The organism is Streptomyces sp. NPDC001568 (genome assembly GCF_042893755.1).
GTDB lineage: Bacteria > Actinomycetota > Actinomycetes > Streptomycetales > Streptomycetaceae > Streptomyces.
In genome coordinates, this window is record NZ_JBIAVF010000011.1 from 19,372 (window position 1) to 34,148 (window position 14,777).

Consider the following 14,777-nt stretch of genomic DNA (forward strand, 5'->3'; position numbering starts at 1 on the left):
ATTTTTTCTGGGGGGGGCCTCTGGGTGGGTTTTGTGGGTGGTAGGGGGGGGGGGGGCGGCCCGGGGGGGGGGCCCGCCCCACAGCGTTGCCGTTCGGCGTCAATCCCTGGTGGTTACTTCGGCATGAGGACGGTGTCGACGATGTAGACGTTGGCGTTGGCGGTCTTGACGTTGCCGCAGACGACGTTGGAGGTGTCGTTGACCTTGTAGGCCTCGCCCGAGCCGCTGGTGGTGAGCTTGGTCTTCTCCAGGGTGTCGAAGGAGCCGTTCTCCAGCTGCTTCGGGGTGAGCTTCTGGCCGACGACGTGGTAGGTGAGAATCTTGGTGAGCATGGCCTTGTCGGCGAGGACCTTGTCGAGGTCGGCCTTCGGGATCTTGGCGAAGGCGTCGTTGGTCGGGGCGAAGACGGTGATGTCCTTGGCGTTGTTGAGGGTGTCGACCAGGCCGGCCTGCTTGACGGCGGTGACCAGCGTCGACAGGGCCGGGTTGTTGGAGGCGGCGGTGGCGACCGGGTCCTTGGCCATGCCGTCGAAGGAGCCAGCGCCGTCGGCCGGGACACCGGAACAGGCCGAGCCGAACGGCTTGTCCATCGCCATCGACGCGTCCGGGGTGGCCGGCTGGGAAGCGGCGGGCGCGTCGCTGCTCTTGTCCGCGGCGGATCCGGAGGCGGAGTCGCTGCCCGAGTCAGAGCAGGCAGCCAGGGAGAAGGGCAGGACTGCGGCCGCGGCAACAGCAAGGGCGGTACGGCGGAAGCGCAGAGTGTTCGACATGATCAGAATCTCCTGTTTTGTTCTCGGATTGGGTCAAGGGTCGGCCTGGGGGCCGGGTGGGGTGTGGAGGTCTGACCGGCGGCGAGTGGCCGGGGCATGACCTGCCGGTCGTTACGTGGTGACGAAGACGCTGTGCCAGCCGCTGGCGCCGTCGGGGATGGTCCTTTTGCGTTCCTCGGTCTGGACCTGGCCGGTGCCGTCGGTGGCGCGGACGGTGAGGTTGTGGCCGCCCGGTGTCGGTTTCCAGGGGAAGGACCACTGGCGCCAGGTGTCCTTGTTCGCCTGGGGGGCGAGGTCGGCGGTCTGCCAGGGGCCGTCGTCGATGCGGACTTCGACGCGGTCGATGCCGCGGTGCTGGGCCCAGGCGACTCCGGCCACCGTCACCACCTCGCCCGTGGGCCGTCCGAAGGGCTTGGGGGTGTCGATGCGGGCCTGCGTCTTGATGGGCGCCTTGCGGGCCCACTTGCGTTTGACCCAGTACGGGTCGTAGGAGTCGAAGGTGGTGAGCTCGATCTCCTTGATCCACTTGCAGGCCGACACGTAGCCGTACAGGCCGGGGACGAGCATCCGGACGGGGAAGCCGTGGTCGAAGGGCAGCGGTTCACCGTTCATCCCGACGGCGAGGATCGCGTCCCGGCCGTCCATGACGTCCTCGACCGGTGAGCCGAGCGTCATCCCGTCGACCGAGCGGGCGACCAGCTGGTCCGCCTTGCCGCCCCGGGAAGGCGGGACGACGCCGCACTCCTTGAGCAGGTCGTCCAGGCGCACACCGAGCCAACGTGCGTGGCCGATGTAGGGCCCGCCGACCTCGTTGGAGACGCAGGTCAGGGTGATGTCCCGCTCGATGAGAGGCCGGTCCAGCAACTCCTGGAAGGTGTAGGTGCGCGGGCGGGTAACGCCCTTGCCGCGGATCCGCAGCCGCCAGGTGTCCGCGTCCACCTTCGGGACGACCAGCGCGGTGTCCACCCGGTAGAAGTCTTTGTTCGCAGTGGTGAAGGCGCTGATGCCCTCCACCTTGAGCTGCACACCGCTCGGAAGCGCGGTAGCGGCGGAGGCCGGTGCCGGCAGTTTGACGGCGGCCCGGGAGGCGCTGGCTCCTTGGCCACTCCTGCCGATGAGTGTGCGTCCCAAGGCGCCCGCGCCGGTGGCGGCGACGGCGGTGACGGAGGCCGCGGTGAGGAAGCCCCGCCGCGACCAGCCCCCTTCGGTGGGCTGCGTGCCGGGGGCAGAGCTGCTGGAGGTGAGCTTGCCGGCCAGGAGGTAGAGGACGGCGGCCCCTGCGAGCGCGCCGACCATGGAAGGCAGTGCGTCCGCGACCCCTTGGGTGTCGGGCCTGCTCAGCGCGGCAGCCGCGCCGATCACACCGAAGAGCAGGACACCCGCTGCGCCAGCTCGTCGGTAGCGCAGGGAGACGATGCCGAGGACGATGCCGAGGAGGCCGAGCACGGCGAGGATGCCGAGCTGGAGGACGACTTTGTCGTTCTCGCCGAACGTGCGGATCGCGAAGTCCTTGACCGCGGCCGGCGTCCGGTCGATGGCGGCGCCACCCACGACGGTCACCGGTCCGGCCTGCGGCCGGATCAGTGAGGCCACGAGCTCGGCCACCGCGAGCGCCGTGTACCCGGCCAACAGACCGGACACGGCGCCCAGCGTGTTGCGGGCTAGGGACTTGCGGAAGGTGCTCACAACGGTCATTCGCTGTGGTCCGTCCGGCGGATTGGTCGCTTCTGCGATCAGTTGAATCTCGCGCATGGAGCGGTTCCGCGATCCGGTGTCGACCAAGCTGTCGAACGGGTAGGCCCGCCTTCGCTGCCGCTCACCCCGCCGTGGGGCGATCGGCACCGGAATCACTCGAAAGAATGACAGCCCAGGTGCTGGGTAGCCGCTCAGGGCAATCCGCACAAATGGCCGCTCCGAAGAAGCGGTAGACAGCGGAGAAACATGGCCGGTCCCCGAGGGGCCGGCCCTTCTCGCGGCGAAAGAGCTGTTGATGACATCAAGGCACGAAAGCGGGTACGGCCTGCGCACGGCCGGGCCGCAGCATCGCACGCGGCAACAGGGGACGGGACGCCGATGACCCAGCCCCAGCAGTCCCGTGCCCATGATCCCGTCGGCCGGCAGCTGCAGGAGGTGATGGAGCGGGTGGGTCAGGGCGACAAGGACGCCTTCTCCGTTCTCTACGACGCGGTTGCCGCGACCGTGTTCGGGATCGTCGTCAAAGTCGTGCGGGACCGGGCCCAATCGGAGGAGGTGGCACAGGAGGTGATGATCGACGTATGGCGTCAGGCCGCTCGCTACCGACCCGAGCAGGGCGCCGTCATGACCTGGGTGGCGACCATCGCCCACCGTAGGGCCGTGGACCGGGTCCGCTCCGCCCAGGCAGCCGTCAACCGCGAACACACCACGGGCGTACGCGATCAGGTGCGGCCCTTCGACGAAGTCGCCGAGGAGGTTGAGAACCGGCTGGACAGCGAGCAGGTACGGCGCTGTCTAAGCGGTCTGACCGAGCTCCAGCGCCAGGCCGTGACGCTGGCCTACTACGGGGGACTGACCTACCGCGAGGTCGCGGAAGAACTGCGATCCCCGCTTCCGACCATCAAGACCCGAATGCGCGACGGACTGATCCGGCTGCGCGACTGCATGGGGGTGACCACATGAAACACGAAGCAGAACTGCACACCCTCACCGGTGCGTACGCACTCGACGCGCTCACCGGTGAGGAACTCCGCGCGTTCACCGCGCACCTTGAGCACTGCGAAGGCTGTCACCAGGAGGTCGACGAATTCGCTGCCACGGCGGCACGCCTGGCCGCGGCGGTGAGCCTGCCCCCGCCCGCCGCCATACGGCAGGTGGTCCTGGAACGCATCGACGGTGTCCGGCAGTTGCCGGCGCGCACTCCACTCGTCCCGTCGGTCCGGCTCACCACACGTCTCACCCGCAGGGCCAAAGCGTTCGTGGTCGCGGCCAGCATCGTCGCCGCCGCCGGGTTCGGCGGTACCGCCCTCTGGCAACACCAGCAGGCGGAGCAGGCCCGCACCCAGGCCCAACGCGCAGGCGAGCAGGTCCAGGACATGACCGCCGTGATGGCCGCCCCCGACGCCCGGACAATCCGTGGCCGCACCAGTACCGGGGCCCTGGCCTCCCTTGTGACCTCCGCCCGCCTGAACCAGGCCGTCTTCCTCGCCTCAGGGCTCCCCCCAGCGCCCGCGGGACGGACCTACCAGCTGTGGTTCAACGACCACGGCACCATGCGCCCCGCCGGCCTCATCCCCGGCGACGGCTCCATCCTCATGCAGGGAGACCCCGGCCAGGCCCTCGCCGTCGGCCTCACCCTCGAACCCGCGGGCGGCTCTGCCCAGCCCACCACCAGCCCCTTGGTCCTCCTCTCCCTTCCCGCCTGACCGGGACAGCGGTTCCGGCGTCAGCCACGGCTTCTACCCTCGCGGCGTCCTGCCCGCCTGCGAGGGTTTCCTGCGCGGTCTGTGCCGCCGGAGCTGCTGCCCTCTCCCTGACCGCAGCAGCGTGGACCGGCCGACACAGCCTCCGCACGAGCGGCCATGCTCTTCGCGCAGCCGGTTTCCGCCTCCCTCACCATCCGGTGACGGCGCGGGCGGTGAGGCCGAGCCCGACGAGGAGGACGAGGGCCGAGGTGGCGGCGGGTCCGATGCGCCCGAGCTTCCGCAGGCGTGCGGAGGCCCGTTCGGCAGTGCGGGCGGCGATGCGGTCGCGCAGCCGTACGAGGAGTAGTCCGGCGAGGGTGAGGGTGACCGCCATGCCGAGGCCGTAGCCAACGACGAGGAGAACTCCGAAGGCGGTCCGGCCGAGGGCCACGGCGCCGAGGAGGACGACCAGGGCCGAGGGGCTGGGGACGAGACCGCCGGCGATGCCGACACCGATCAGCGACCAGCTCCTGCGGCGTGCCGGCGCGTGCGTGTGGTGGTGATCGGCTTCGTGGGTGTGAAGGCGGTCGGATTCACCGTGGTGATGAGCATCGTGGCTGAGCACGGTGGCGGTTTTCGTCAGGACCACAGTGGTGCCGTAGGCCGGCGCGCTGTCCGGGGCTCGGCGTGAGGACGGCAGGCCGGTCGGCGGCTCGTGGCTTTGCCCGTGATCCCCTCCATGCCCGTGGTCGTGGTCGTGCTCATGGTCGCCGTGGTGGTGATGTCCGTGGCCGTGGTCGCCATGGTGGTGTCCATGGCTGTGGCTGTGGCCGTGTTGGAGAGGGCGACCGCGAAGGGCGGAGTGCAGGAGTTGGATGCCGATGGCGGTGACGAGGAGACCGCTGACCAGGCCAAGCCAGGTGAGGACGGTTTCCCCGGCGAGGTGGGTGGCGAGCGGGAGGGCCAGGCCAAGGACGAGGACACCCGCTGTGTGCGTGAGAGTGACGGTGGCGCCGACCGTGACGGCGTCGCGCGGGGTTCCGCGGCGTCCGGCGAGGTAGGCGGCCATGATCGTCTTGCCGTGGCCGGGCATCGCCGCGTGTGAGGCACCGAGGACGACGGCGAGGAGCAGGGCGAGAAGCCCGACGGGGACGGTCAATTCGCGGCTGCCGACGAGGCTGTCGAAGAGGGCGGAGACCTTGTTCAACGCCGCGGTGACGGGGCCCGCGCCGGGCAGGCCGGGCGGCACGATCCGGGCCGCGATCCCCTGACCGGGAGTCGTCCGCAATTCGGCCGTGCGCTGGTCAACCGGGTCGGCGAGAGGATCCTGCGGGTACTGGCGCAGCTGGTTGGTGGGTGAGGCCGCCGCGACGGTGGAGCTGGTGAGGGTGAGGCCGTCACCGCGGGCGGTGATCTCGTGCCAGCCGACGCTCCGGGTGACGCACGAGCGGCGGGAAAGCCGCACCCCGAGAGCGGCGGGCGCGGTCTGGGCGGACTCCACGCACGCGTGATGATGCTCGACGGCCACTTCGAGGCCGGCCCCCGACCCGAGGGAGGCTTCGAAGTCCGGGCCACGCTTCCCTTCCAGCCCAGACAGGCATGAGGCCCGTGACCACTGCACCCGATCTGATCCGCGTCCTCGTCTGCGACGACCAGGCCCTCGTCCGCACGGGCTACGTCACGATTTTCTCCGCACAACCCAACATGGAAGTCGTCGGCGAAGCGGTCAACGGGCACAAGGCCTTCGCGTCCTCACGCCTGCTCACCCCCGACGTGGTCGTGATGGACATCCGCATGCCCCTGCTCGACGGCATCCAAGCAACCCGGCAACTGGCCGGCCCCGACATCGAGGACACGAACCCGCCGAAGGTCCTGGTCGTCACCACCTTCAACGTCGACGCCCACGTCTACGACGCCCTGCGTGCCGGAGCCAGCGGTTTCCTCCTCAAGGACGCACCGCCCACGGAGTTGGTCAACGCCATCCGGACCGTGGCCCGTGGCGAAGCCCTCCTCGCGCCGGCCGTCACCCGCCGCCTCATCGGCCACTTCGCCGGTCACCTGCACCCGACAGGCAACACCCACCCGGCCAGGGACGACGTCGTGCGCGCCCTGACCCCCCGTGAACTGGAGGTGCTCCAGCACATCGCCGAGGGCCTCTCCAACACGGAGATCGCGATGACGCTGTACATCACCCCCGAGACCGTCAAGACCTACGTATCCCGCATCCTCGCCAAACTCGGCCTCCGCGACCGCGTCCAGGCCGTCGTCCTCGCCCACCGCACAGGGCTCGCCCCCGGCCCAGCATGAACGGCGAGCGCCCGAGGAGCCGATCCGGAGACAGGGGACGGGCACCGGTCGAGGAGGCGTGCGAGTTCGAGGACGACGTGCAGGGGCTGGTTGGGCAGTGCGTCGAGCCGCATGTCGTTCTCGTGGACGCCGAGGAGGTCGGCGACTTCCCAGTGACCCGACAGCTCGCCCGGTCGTCAGTCCTCGTGCCCGAGGCGTACGTCCCGTTCGGCGTGACCGCCGCTCGAGACCTGCAGGACCGTCGCCACCGGCGGATAGCCGGCCGCGATGACCGTGTACTCGCCCGATGACAGGTCGACGAACCGGAAGGTCCCGTCCGGTCCGGTGGTCAGGGTGTCCACCACGATGCCGGCCGCGTCGAGCAGGGTGACCCTGGCGTCCTCGACCGGTTTGCCCGAGCCGGCGCGCACTGTGCCGCGAAGGACCGCGCCGCCCCTCAGCTCCACGTCCTGGCGGGTCTCGCGGGAGGCCCGCACGGTCACCGGCAGGGCAGCCGGCCGGAATGCCGGGGCGCTCGCGGCCAGGGTGTACTCCCCCGCCACCAGATCCGGAATGACGTACCTGCCCTCCGGGCCTGTCGGGGTGGAGGAGACCACCTCGCCCCGGATGTCTGTGAGGATGACGGTCGCGTCGCTGACCGGGGTGCCGTCGGCGGTGAGGACCGAGCCGGCCAGCCGTCCGGTGCCGCCGAGCACCACGTCCAGTTCCACCGGCCGCTCGCCCACGGTCACACTGACCGCCTGCGGTTGATGGCCGCCGGCGGCAGCGATCAGGACGTACGCTCCGGGGCGGCTCACGTTGAGCGCGTAGCGTCCGTCGGCTCCGCTGGCGCCCCGACCGACTTGACGGCCGCTCCCGTCGATCAGGGTCAGGGCGGCGCTGGGTACCGTGCTGCCGTCGGGGTGCTGGACGGTGCCGCCGACCGGCAGCCCGCCCGACCAGGAGGCGTCGGTCCAGGTCCGCGCGGCTGGGACCTCGACGGGGAGCGACTGCGAAGGCTCCTCGTGGAGCGGCGAATCGGCTGCGGGGGCGTTGTGGGACAACAGCGGTTTCTCCTTGAGGAAGCAGGCGATGAGCAGGCCGAGGACGAGCACGGGCACGAGGTAGAGGAAGATCCGCGGCATGGCCTCGGCGTAGGCCGCGATGTACGCGTCCCGGACGGCCGGCGGAAGGGAGTGCACCAGCTGCGGGGTGATGGCGGAGGGGTCCGGGAGCCCTGCATCGGCGGGCAGCCGGACGGCGAGGGCGTCGGTCAACCGGCCGGCGAAGACCGTGCCGAAGACGGCGGCGCCGATGCTGCCGCCCATCTGCCGGAAGTAGTTGTTGGCGCTGGTGGCGGTACCGAGGTCGGTGGGTCGCACCGAGTTCTGCACGGCGAGGACGAGCACCGGGAGCACGAGCCCGATGCCGATGCCGAGGACGGCCATCCACAGGCTGTACGCGAGCCGGGTGGTGTCGGTCTCCAGCCGGGAGAGCAGCCACATGCCGAGGATGGACAGTGCCCCGCCCATGACCGGGTAGACCTTGTAGCGGCCGGTCCTGCTGATCAGCTGGCCGGACGTGATGGAGGCGACGACGACCCCACCCATCATCGGCAGCATGAGCAGCCCGGATTCGGTGGCGGTGGCACCCTCGACCATTTGCAGGTAGGTCGGCAGGTAACTGGCGGCGCCGAAGAGCGCGATGCCGACGACGGCCCCGACCAGAGCGGTGACCGTGAAGACCGGGTCGCGGAACAGCCGCAGCGGAATGATCGGTTCGGACGCGAAGTGCTCGGCGACCACGAAGAGCAGGGACGTTCCGGCGGCGCCGACGGCGAGTCCCAGGATCACCCGCGAGTCCCACGCGTACTCGGTACCACCCCAACTCGTCAGCAGCACGAGGCAGGTCGACGCGGCGGCGAGGAGTACGGCACCGATCACGTCGAGCCGGGGCCGGACCGCAGGCTTGGGGAGTTTCAGCACGACTGCGATCACAGCCATCGTGATCAGCCCGAACGGCACGTTGATGTAGAAGCACCAGCGCCACGACGCGTGGTCGGTGAAGAACCCGCCGAGCAGCGGTCCGGCAACGGACGCGAGGCCGAAGGCCGCGCCGATCAGCCCCATGAAGCGACCGCGCTGTCGGGGCGGCACGATGTCCGCGATGATCGCCTGCACCCCGATCATGAGCCCGCCCGCGCCGACTCCCTGGACCGCACGGAAGGCGATCAGCTCGTCCATCGTGCGCGACCAGCCGGCCAGCGCGGAACCGATGATGAAGACCACGATGGCGAACTGGAAGACGCTCTTGCGGCCGAAGAGGTCGCCGAGCTTGCCGTAGAGCGGCAGCCCGATGGTGGAGGTGAGCAGATAGGCCGTGATGGCCCACGACATCCGGTCCAGGCCCTGGAGCTCCCCGACGATCTTCGGAAGCGCCGTGGCAACGATCATCTGTTCCAGCGCGGCGAGCAGCAGCGCCAGCATCAGTCCGATGAAGACCAGCCGGACCCGGCGCGGACTGAACTCCACGCCCCCCGGTTCCCCTTCGCCGGAGGGCGGCGGTCCGCCCGCGACGTCCAGGCCTCCCGGCGCGACTGCGGTCCGCTTCTCGAACCGAACCGGAGTCGGGTGCGGGGCGGCCTGCTCGTCCGTCACCAAGGTGCTACCGCGCACGTACTGCTCCCCTCGTTGCCTCAGGCAATCTCGCCTGCGCCGCCCTTTTCTCGCATTCGGCAACAGCAGGAGCAAACGAGCGGATTGACATCGCGAAGGTGCCCGACGGGCATAAGTGCCGGTGGGAGGGGGTGCGGTAAACCGTCGGCCGGTACGGAGAACCACTCGAACCGGTGAGGCTGCGGACCCGCCCGTGACCGGCGGGCACCAGTCGGCCGGCGACGGCGGAGGGCCTCCTGGTTTCACCGTGCGCCTGGCGCTCGGCGTGCCTTGCCGCCCGGGCTCCGCCATGCTGATCACCCACTGCGACAATCGCCCCAGGCGGCTATCGCCCCCGAAGGTCACCGGTTTCGTGGACCTGGACGAGGTCGAGCCGATCCGGTTCGACAGGGCCCCCTACTCCGGCCCCCGAGCTGGTACTTCATGTTGGCGGAGGCTCAGTGCCGTCCGCGACGTGTGCGAGCGGCCCGTGACGGCCCATTACCGGCCGTTTCCTGTGGGGCAAGGGCGGGTGGCACGTGCCGCGGATCGATGTGGGGCACCGCCGTTCTGGCAGAGAACTGACGGTTCCGCAGAGGCATCGGTTGCTCCGACCGGCGTCCCGGAGCCCCGCGGAACCGAAGCTTTCCCGCCCGCAGCACCTCTACTGAGCTGCACCCTTGTCCGTCAGTGACGGCCCGCTCACCGCTCTGCGCACATACGGGGGCATCGATATCGGCCGGTCCGCAGGTCCTCGTACGGCGGGAGGAACGCTGCGGCGCCGTGCCCGCGCACCTCGGCGCCAGGTCGGATACGTGACTGGATCGCGGCCGTCCGACGGCCTGGCCGATTCTGCAGCCGGGCGTCGCAGGGGAGTTGGCAGAGGGCGCTGTCGAGGACATCATCCTTCTTCGTACGGTCCGACCATTCGTTCGTGAGCAGGAAATGCGTTCGGCAATAGCCGCCGCACATCCCCCCAACGAATCGAGGCGCCGGCAGACGGCACAGAGCCCCTTTTCCCATGGGTGCGAGTACCGAACGCGCTCCCGCCTGACCATCCGTTGCCACACGGCTGCCTCCTCGCACACTCACGCCTCCGTTCATTCGATTTCACCATAGTGGAGTTCTTGACCATCATGTACATACGCTCGAAGTCACTCACCTTCATCGCTGTTGCCGTAGTGATGTGCACCGCCGGTCTCGTCCCGTCGGTCGGCCACGCCGCCGAGATTCCGGCCGATGAGATGGTGCGCTCCTACGCCGAAAACCACGGACTCACCGCAGCCGATGTCAAGCGCATCAACACCCTGAACGAGAAGGCCCTGAGCCTCGGGCCCGGAAAGGCCACGGGCTCCGTACTGCCGGACGCCTCCGCGTCCTTCAGGGACGCGGCGGACGGCGGGATGGAGACCCCGGCGGCCGAGCCGCTGGACCGGATGCCCGACCCGTACCGGGCTTATGGCGGCAGGGCCTCGACCTCGGTCGGCAACTACATACGCAAGTGGCAGCAGGTGTACGGCCAGCGCGACGGTCAGCGGCAGCAGATGACCGAAGCGCAGCGGGAACAGCTCGCCTACGGCTGCGTCGGCGTCACCTGGGTGAATTCTGGCAACTACCCGACGAACAAGCTGGGTTTTGCGTTCTTCGACGAGAACAAATACAAGGACACCATCAAGAACACCAGCCCCCGCCCGGGTGAAACCCAGGCCGAATTCGAGGGGCGCACAGCCAAGCAGAGCTTCGACGAGGAGAAGGGCTTCAAGCGGGCCCGCGATGTCGCATCCGTGATGAACAAGGCCCTCGAAGGTTCCCGCGACGAGAACGCTTACCTCACCAAGCTCAAGACGGAGCTCGGCAAGGCGAACGACTCCCTGGTCAACGAGGACGGCCGCTCGAACTTCTTCGCCGCTCTGCGCAGCACGCCGTCGTTCAGGGACAAGAGCGGAGGCAACTTCGATCCCTCCAGGATGAAGGCCGTCATCTACTCGAAGCACTTCTGGAGTGCCCAGGACCCGCGCGGTTCCGCCGACAAGAGGAAGTTCGGCGACCCCGAGGGCTTCCGGCCCAACCAGACCACCGGCCTCGTCGACATGTCGAAGGACCGGAACACCTCGCGCAGCGCCACCAAGCCCGGCGAGAGTTTCATCAACTTCGACTACGGCTGGTTCGGCGACCAGAAGGAGCCCGCTGCCGACAAGACCATCTGGACCCACGCCAACCACTTCCACAACCCCAACGGCGACATGGGACCGATGAACGTGTACGAGAGCAAGTTCCAGAACTGGTCTTCCGGATACGCCGACTTCGACCGCGGCGCCTACATGGTCACCTTCATCCCGAAGAACTGGAACACGGCTCCGGACAACGTGACACAGGGCTGGCGGTAACCGAGGGACCGGATCCCCTCGACGGGATTGAGGTCGGCGGCGGGACCGCCTGCGGTCGCCGCACTCGCCCGCCGACGCCGATGCCGAACGGCGCGGAGAGGAGTGCGGCGACCGCAACGGACAGGGCCAGTCCTGACAGGCCGGTAACGTCCTTGCCCACCCCCTCTCCTGCCCCTGGGGGCCTCCTGCCCTGGGCCACCTCGTGCCAAGGCGGCTCCTTCCTCCGGAACACCACGGGGCCCGGTCCCGACGACTGGACCGTCACCGTGGCCTCGCGCGACGGCGGCTGGTGGCACTGCACGGGAGGCGCGGTCCGGGGCCTCACCGACCTGATCAGCGGAGCCTTGGATCGTTGGGAGTTCTCGCAGGTGTCAGCACGCTCTGTTTGGATGCGGGTTGCCGCTCCGAGAGAGGGAAGCATGCCCCGTACCACGCCGCCCCGCCCGTTCGACGCCGCTTCGGTCTTCCCGGAGCTCGCCGGGATGTCCAGGACCACGACCCGGCTGCGCCCCCGGCCCGGTGCGCCCACCGTGCGCGAGAGTTCGGTGGGCGGACCGTTGCTGTGGCCGGCCGACGAGCCCTGGGCGTCGTGTTCGCAGGAGCACGACGCCCCCTTCGCGCTGAAGACACCCGATGAGGTGCGCACGCTCCGGCGAATCCATGCCCAGGAGGTCTGGACGGCCGAGGACCACGCCGAGGTCTCCCGGATCAACATCGGCCACGATCCGTCGCTGCTGCCCGAGGGTCCTCACCCGCTGATACCGGTGGCGCAGCTCTGGGCCCGCGATGTGCCCGGCTTGCCGTTCCCCGAGGACACGGACTTGCTCCAGGTGCTGTGGTGTCCGTTCATCGACATCGAGGACCGGCGGGGATCGGAAGCCGTCCAACTGCGGTGGCGACGGGCCGGAGACGTGGCGGAGGTCCTGGATGCCGCGCCCGAGCCCTTGTACGTCGGCACGGACGAGCTGGTGCCGGTCCCGTGCGTGCTGCATCCGGAACAGGTCCGCGAGTACCCGGCCACGCACGATCTGGACCCCGACCTGGCCGCACGGATCGACAGCCGGGAGGAAGACAGGGACACGGGCTACCGCGGAGCGCTGTCCGTCGCGCCGGGGTGGAAGACCGGCGGCTGGGCTGCTCCCTTCACCTTCCGTGATTCCGGCGGTCCGGAGGAACTCCGCTGCGCCCGGTGTTCGGCCGTCGGCGAGCCCCTGCTCACCATCGCCCACGCCGAGTGGGACGCCGAGACGGACAGCCGGCGGCCGATCGAGGAGGCGCACGACGCGTCCACGACCCCGACGAAGGTCACCGTGGGCAGAGGCTACTCCCTGCAGTTCTACGTGTGCCCCATCGACCCCCGACACCTGCCGGTCACCGTCATGCAGTGACGCGACGAGGCCCGGGAGCTGCGGAGCGTCCGCTTCACCGCATGGGGCACGCGCGACAAGGGCCTGCGCGCGGGTCTCACGCACGTCGGTCCGTTCCGCCGCCCACACCGCTCCGAGCTCGAGTGCGCGGCGGGCGCTTCCGGGTTCGTCCACGGGAACGCTGACGCCGACGCACACCCGGTCCGTCGGGCCGAGCCACCGCGCCAGTCCCCGCGAGCCTGCGTTGAAGGGCCGAGCACGTACCGGGGTGCACCGGGGTGCACCCGGGACTCCTGCTCTCGGCGGGGATCGTGGCGCAGTCCTTGGGGAGCCGAACGCCCTACTGATGGATGGGGACGAACTTGCCCGTCACGTTGCCGACGTGGTCGGGCTCCTTCGCCACGTCGAGGCGCAGCTCCGGGGCGCCCTCGGAGAACTCCAGCTGCGACAGCTCGACCCACACCACATTGGGGCTCGTGGTGGACTCGTAGAAGTACCGGCGTTCGGTGCAGTCGGTGACGGTTCGCCAGCGCGTGGTGGAGATGTTCGGCCGCACCTCGTCCGCGGTGCCGAACGGAGCAGAGGCATTGCGGATCACGCTGAACATGTACGCCGCGGCCTCGCGGGGGTCGGAGGTGCCGGGAAGCTGCGCGGAGTAGTAGGCGGCGCGGGCGAAGCGGTCCGGGGAGTCGACGCCACCCGGCAACGGCTGATCGCCACCGAGCCCTTCGTACCGCTTCTGCAGTTCCAACTGGTCTTCGAACCAGGGAGAGTTCGCCATCACCGTGTACTGCTTGCCCTGGTGGACGACGGCCTTGCCCGCGCGGAACTCGATGATGGCCGAGTGGCCGTCCTTGTCCGCGAGCGCGAGGTGACCGGTGCCCGCCCTGCCGCCGAGGTCCTTTGCGATGAGCTGTACGTTCTCACCCTCGATCTTCCTCACCGCGTCGTCCACGTTGTCGAAGCAGTCGAGCAGCCACTGGATCGCCCAGAACAGCTCCAGTCCAGGGCGCGCGGGGTCACGGTCGCCGTACTCCGATTCGGAGAGGTACAGCCCGCTGACCTGGAACCCCGCCTCGTTGACGCCGTCGACGGCGGCCTCGCGGTACATGAGCGCGACGACGCTGCCGAACCGCGACGTCCAGGTGAAGTTGCCCGGGGCCGTGGGTGTGGTGGGCATGCTCCGGCGCTCCACGCCACGCGGGCGCACCGCCAGGATCGTGTCCGTGTCCTGGTACCAGTCCATACTCCGGGCGACCAGCACGTCGCCCTGGGGAGGAGCACCTTGCGTCATGCGAGAGTGCCCCTGCGATGACCACAAGATTCGCGTACACATGAGGGAAGCATGGGCGATGCCCCTGGGATCGGAGGGTAGACCCGCCCGGCTCGCCGCCACGCACCACGATGTCGGCCGAATGCACTTCGCGCAGGAGGTGCGGCGCCGGCACGACGAGGCTTGTGGTCGCCGCACAGCCAGTCCGCCCAGACCGTAGCCCGTGCCGGAGATGTCCACCGCCCAATGAACCTTGCCCGCCGGATTCCGGATCTCGCCGAGCGCGGTCAGGATCGCCGACTCGTCGTTGTCGACCTTCCTCGACCACGGCGTCGCGCCGGTCTCGTCGACCAGAGTCACCCAGTGGTGGCCCTTGCCGGCATCCACACCGACCCAGACCAGTTGAGATGTGCGCGCTTCGTGCGGTCGGTGATTACGGAGACGGCCGGCTGGGTGTTCCTCGGGCCAACTGGATGTCGTACGGAACGAGGAGGGGCGTGTGAACGAGCGGGCGACCCTATCAGCAGCCAGGGCGCCCCGAAGGACCGGGCGGCCACTCCTCCCAAGCCACTGAAAGCAAGCTGTCGTCAGCCACACCGGCCCTCCCGGGCTCTGCGCCATCTGGCGGCGCGACGGGGTCGTCGGCGAGGACCTGCTGTT

General features: G+C 69.4%; 10 protein-coding genes and 1 pseudogene. 5 read left to right on the forward strand and 6 right to left on the reverse strand.

The genetic code is table 11. From position 1 onward, the window contains the following. Positions 1-113: 113 nt before the first annotated feature. Entirely contained in the window at positions 114-770 is a 657-nt protein-coding gene (locus tag ACFY0I_RS20760) for a fasciclin domain-containing protein (RefSeq protein WP_388897717.1), read from the reverse strand. A gap of 111 nt (positions 771-881) precedes the next feature. After that, the gene (locus ACFY0I_RS20765) at positions 882-2,465 is read right to left on the reverse strand and encodes a molybdopterin-dependent oxidoreductase (RefSeq protein WP_388897720.1); all 1,584 of its coding nucleotides are present in this window, start codon (positions 2,463-2,465) and stop codon (positions 882-884) included. A 438-nt stretch (positions 2,466-2,903) separates the two neighbouring features. On the opposite strand from ACFY0I_RS20765, the gene sigK reads away from it, so the two are divergent. Both sigK and ACFY0I_RS20775 read left to right on the forward strand, forming a co-directional pair. After that, positions 2,904-3,428, forward strand: coding sequence for an ECF RNA polymerase sigma factor SigK (sigK, locus tag ACFY0I_RS20770; RefSeq protein ID WP_388898425.1), 525 nt, complete (start codon positions 2,904-2,906; stop codon positions 3,426-3,428). Further along, positions 3,425-4,171, forward strand: a complete 747-nt coding sequence (locus ACFY0I_RS20775; RefSeq protein ID WP_388897723.1) for an anti-sigma factor domain-containing protein — start codon at positions 3,425-3,427, stop codon at positions 4,169-4,171. The genes sigK and ACFY0I_RS20775 overlap by 4 nt, the downstream gene beginning before the upstream one ends. Before the next feature lie 187 nt (positions 4,172-4,358). Here ACFY0I_RS20775 and ACFY0I_RS20780 read toward each other — a convergent pair whose 3' ends face one another. Then, on the reverse strand, positions 4,359-5,651 hold the full coding sequence (locus tag ACFY0I_RS20780) for a nickel/cobalt transporter (protein WP_388897726.1): 1,293 nt from the start codon (positions 5,649-5,651) through the stop codon (positions 4,359-4,361). A gap of 98 nt (positions 5,652-5,749) precedes the next feature. On the opposite strand from ACFY0I_RS20780, the gene ACFY0I_RS20785 reads away from it, so the two are divergent. Beyond that, positions 5,750-6,457 (forward strand): response regulator, encoded by a 708-nt coding sequence (locus ACFY0I_RS20785; protein WP_388897729.1) that lies wholly within the window; start codon positions 5,750-5,752, stop codon positions 6,455-6,457. Between the two features lie 176 nt (positions 6,458-6,633). On the opposite strand, the gene ACFY0I_RS20790 is transcribed toward ACFY0I_RS20785, so the two are convergent. Continuing rightward, complete coding sequence (locus tag ACFY0I_RS20790) at positions 6,634-9,111, reverse strand: MFS transporter (RefSeq protein ID WP_388897732.1); 2,478 nt, start codon at positions 9,109-9,111, stop codon at positions 6,634-6,636. Between the two features lie 1,115 nt (positions 9,112-10,226). Between ACFY0I_RS20790 and ACFY0I_RS20795 the strand changes: the two genes are divergently transcribed. After that, the gene (locus ACFY0I_RS20795; RefSeq protein WP_388898428.1) at positions 10,227-11,477 is read left to right on the forward strand and encodes a protein-glutamine gamma-glutamyltransferase; all 1,251 of its coding nucleotides are present in this window, start codon (positions 10,227-10,229) and stop codon (positions 11,475-11,477) included. 419 nt (positions 11,478-11,896) lie between these two features. After that, on the forward strand, positions 11,897-12,865 hold the full coding sequence (locus ACFY0I_RS20800) for a hypothetical protein (protein ID WP_388897735.1): 969 nt from the start codon (positions 11,897-11,899) through the stop codon (positions 12,863-12,865). A gap of 319 nt (positions 12,866-13,184) precedes the next feature. On the opposite strand, the gene ACFY0I_RS20805 is transcribed toward ACFY0I_RS20800, so the two are convergent. Together ACFY0I_RS20805 and ACFY0I_RS20810 are read right to left on the reverse strand one after the other, a co-directional pair. Then, positions 13,185-14,138 carry a linear amide C-N hydrolase gene (locus ACFY0I_RS20805; protein ID WP_388898430.1) on the reverse strand — a complete coding sequence of 318 codons (954 nt, stop codon included), beginning with the start codon at positions 14,136-14,138 and terminating at the stop codon, positions 13,185-13,187. A gap of 201 nt (positions 14,139-14,339) precedes the next feature. Next, positions 14,340-14,519, reverse strand: a pseudogene (locus tag ACFY0I_RS20810) (transposase); the annotation flags it as partial. Positions 14,520-14,777 lie beyond the last annotated feature (258 nt).

Coding starts and splice junctions, on each gene's coding strand:
- ACFY0I_RS20760 (WP_388897717.1), bottom strand. CDS start 770: ATGTCGAACACTCTGCGCTTCCGCCGTACCGCCCTTGCTGTTGCCGCG.
- ACFY0I_RS20765 (WP_388897720.1), bottom strand. CDS start 2,465: ATGACCGTTGTGAGCACCTTCCGCAAGTCCCTAGCCCGCAACACGCTG.
- sigK (WP_388898425.1), top strand. CDS start 2,904: ATGGAGCGGGTGGGTCAGGGCGACAAGGACGCCTTCTCCGTTCTCTAC.
- ACFY0I_RS20775 (WP_388897723.1), top strand. CDS start 3,425: ATGAAACACGAAGCAGAACTGCACACCCTCACCGGTGCGTACGCACTC.
- ACFY0I_RS20785 (WP_388897729.1), top strand. CDS start 5,750: ATGAGGCCCGTGACCACTGCACCCGATCTGATCCGCGTCCTCGTCTGC.
- ACFY0I_RS20795 (WP_388898428.1), top strand. CDS start 10,227: ATGTACATACGCTCGAAGTCACTCACCTTCATCGCTGTTGCCGTAGTG.
- ACFY0I_RS20800 (WP_388897735.1), top strand. CDS start 11,897: ATGCCCCGTACCACGCCGCCCCGCCCGTTCGACGCCGCTTCGGTCTTC.
- ACFY0I_RS20805 (WP_388898430.1), bottom strand. CDS start 14,138: ATGACGCAAGGTGCTCCTCCCCAGGGCGACGTGCTGGTCGCCCGGAGT.